The 2,776-nt window shown below is 34.0% G+C and carries 3 protein-coding genes and 1 pseudogene; 2 read left to right on the top strand and 2 right to left on the bottom strand.

The window, feature by feature from the left end; translation table 11 throughout:
• Positions 1–323 (bottom strand): chlorophyll a-b binding domain-containing protein (locus QI30_RS21050; RefSeq protein WP_233600655.1); only part of this gene is annotated, 323 nt, incomplete at its 3' end.
• 173 nt (positions 324–496) lie between these two features.
• On the opposite strand from QI30_RS21050, the gene QI30_RS19770 reads away from it, so the two are divergent.
• Both QI30_RS19770 and QI30_RS19765 read left to right on the top strand, forming a co-directional pair.
• Positions 497–1,288 (top strand): abortive infection family protein, encoded by a 792-nt coding sequence (locus QI30_RS19770; RefSeq protein WP_126992141.1) that lies wholly within the window; start codon positions 497–499, stop codon positions 1,286–1,288.
• A gap of 37 nt (positions 1,289–1,325) precedes the next feature.
• Positions 1,326–2,219, top strand: coding sequence for a tyrosine-type recombinase/integrase (locus tag QI30_RS19765; RefSeq protein WP_126992142.1), 894 nt, complete (start codon positions 1,326–1,328; stop codon positions 2,217–2,219).
• 62 nt (positions 2,220–2,281) lie between these two features.
• Here the strand turns inward: QI30_RS19765 and QI30_RS20740 are convergent.
• A pseudogene (locus tag QI30_RS20740) lies at positions 2,282–2,776 on the bottom strand (Eco57I restriction-modification methylase domain-containing protein); the annotation flags it as partial.

Genomic DNA, 2,776 nt, shown 5'->3' with positions numbered 1-2,776 from the left:
TTCCAAAGGGAAATAATTTTGCTCACTAAATAGATTGTGAATATTAGATAGATAACTGAATAAATAATAATAAATCCAGTGAATTTGTAGCCGAGAAAAGCAAAATAATAAGCTGAACCAATAAATAGCGGGATGATATAAAGAAATGTTCCGATTAACTGTTTAACATAAATGATAGAGCTTTTATTACGAGGGACTAATTTACGATCAAAGGACGTATAATTATTTACACTGAAAAGCGTAAATAAAGCAGGCACAATAATCCCTAAGACTGCTAAAATTGCAATCAGTTCATTTTCTAAAAAGGATAAAATATAAATCAAACCTTTCGATTTATTTCTCCCTATATTTTACAATGACGAAAGAGGATTGACTAATAAAATATGTGAAGTCTTTTCCTTCTCTCGACCTTAAAAAATAATGCTTGTTTAAGGTTGATGATGGTATAATAAATAGAGCGTATGTTTGTATAATTTCAACTTGTAGGGGGAGAGAAATGAGCTCGTTAAAGATTAAAGAAACTAGTTTATTTGAAAAGCTTTTCGGGATGGAAACAGGTTATGTATTAAATTTTAGCGACAGGACCTTTCAGAATTTTATTTTAGAATCAACGGGTATTGATATTTTTGATGGACAATATAATGCTCCATTATCGAAAGCGAAGAGATTGCGACTGTTTTGGCAAAAAGAAGATGACTACATTACTCATAAATTATTATCAGATATGTTAGCTTATTGGTTTGAGAATAAGCAAGCGTATGGTCAAGAGTTTAGTGATGAAGAGTTACTTTTACACGAAAAATGTAAAAAGGCGTTAGATATTTTACAAGGGACTAATTTAGTTGAAGATCTTAATTCAATTATAAGTGTAGATGTTTTAAATTATCAATCTATTCAAATTTTATCTGCTGAAATCAAAGAAAAATTACTAGGTGGTCAGCCAGAATTAGCTTTAGATAGATTACATACTTTTAGTGTTAGATACTTTAGAGCATTGTGTCAAAAACATAGAATTGCTTATGAACAGAAGGACGCATTACATACATTGTTTTCTAAATATCAAAAGTATTTAGAAGCCTCTGGTCGGGTTCAATCAAACATGACTCTTCAAATTATTAAGGCGAACATGAATGTATTAAATAACTTTAATCATGTTAGAAATACGGAAAGTTATGCTCATGACAATGTAATTTTAAATAAGAATGAGAGTAAATTGATTTGCAATCATGTCATCTCACTTTTGAAATTTGTTGATGAAATTGAAATGGATGCAGAGTATGCTTTTTAGGTCTCTACACAACTGGTAGGAAAAGAGGATTTATACTATGGAAGAAACTCTATTTTCTTTGCAGCAATATAAAATGACCAAACAAAAAGATGAAACGCTGCAGAAAATCCAACAACAAAAGTTGATGCAATATCAATCTGACTTTAAACAGTTCCAGGCGTTTTGCGATGAACATTTATTAAAGTTAGATTTTGAATCGTTAGAACTGTATCTTCATCATTTAATTACACAACAGCAAGTGCGACTGTCGACATTTAACCGACGTTTAGCCGGCGTGAAATACTGGTTAGTGCATGAATATAGATTTCAATTCACCTCAGCGCACGATACGAGCATCAAATTACTGCGAGGCTTATATAATCAAGAGGAATATTTGCGCTTAAAGCCGATGCGTGGGAAAAGAGCTGAAAAGCAAAGTGATGTACTGCGACTCATTGATCGGTACGATACCGATAAGAAAAGTGATATGCGCAAGCGTGCGATTTGTTTAGTGAACCTTATTACGGCGAACCGTCCTTCGGAAATGGTACGGCTCAAAGTGAGTGACTTCGATTTAGAAAATCGCACAGTTCAAGTAATGATGGTCAAGCAGGGTGAGATGAAAGAAAAACGCCTGACGCTAGAGTGCGTGCAGGCGATTCGAAACTATATCGTGGCATGCGAATTAATGCCAGAGGATTATTTCGTCGGAGCTGCCGATAAATGGGGCAACCACACGAGTCGACAAATTAGTGAAGTCAGCTACAATCAAGCCATTCAAAGCTGGCTCGGCTTCGCACCGTACACCTTTCGAAAAACGCAGATTACTGCCATGTACCAAAAGGGTGCGGACATTCCAACGATTGCTAAGCAATCTGGTCATAAGTCACACCAGACAATTATGGAGCATTATATAAAATTGAAGACAGAGGATGTAGATAATTATTTATAGAAAATATTAAGGTACCCTATATTTATAAGTGTTACCTAGATATATTAGGGGACCTTAATTAGTTAATTCATCGGCTTAATTTTATTTTCAATATAGTTAATTTCATCTGATGAAAACTCATACTTGTTGTACAACTGTTGATCAATTTTATCAACCGGGAGTCTCCAATTAATATCTGAACTCGATTTAAAATTTTGTAAAGGAATAAATCGATATGTTTTTGATGCAGCATCTTGACTGCCTTTTGCTAGGCTATGAAGATATCTTGAGAACTTTGTTTGTAAGTATTTGGAAAGGTTCTGAGCAGATTGTTCATCTAAATCTAACTCGGCACCAAAAACAAGGTAAGTCTCAGTACATATAGTATTAGGTGCAGCGATTATGGTATTGAAATTATCATCATTCAATTCAGTGCCAATATTATTAGACTTAGGTGCAATAACTTTCCATTTATTAACCCACTCTGTTCTAGTAGGTATATCAGAATATTCTACGTATCCAACAACACCTCTACCATAACACTTTACAGGGCGTGTTAAATCATTTGGACTTTGGTG

Origin of the sequence: Candidatus Kurthia intestinigallinarum, from assembly GCF_003991225.1 — a bacterium.
Lineage (GTDB): Bacteria > Bacillota > Bacilli > Bacillales_A > Planococcaceae > Kurthia > Kurthia populi.
This window is presented reverse-complemented; position numbering and strand designations above follow the sequence as displayed.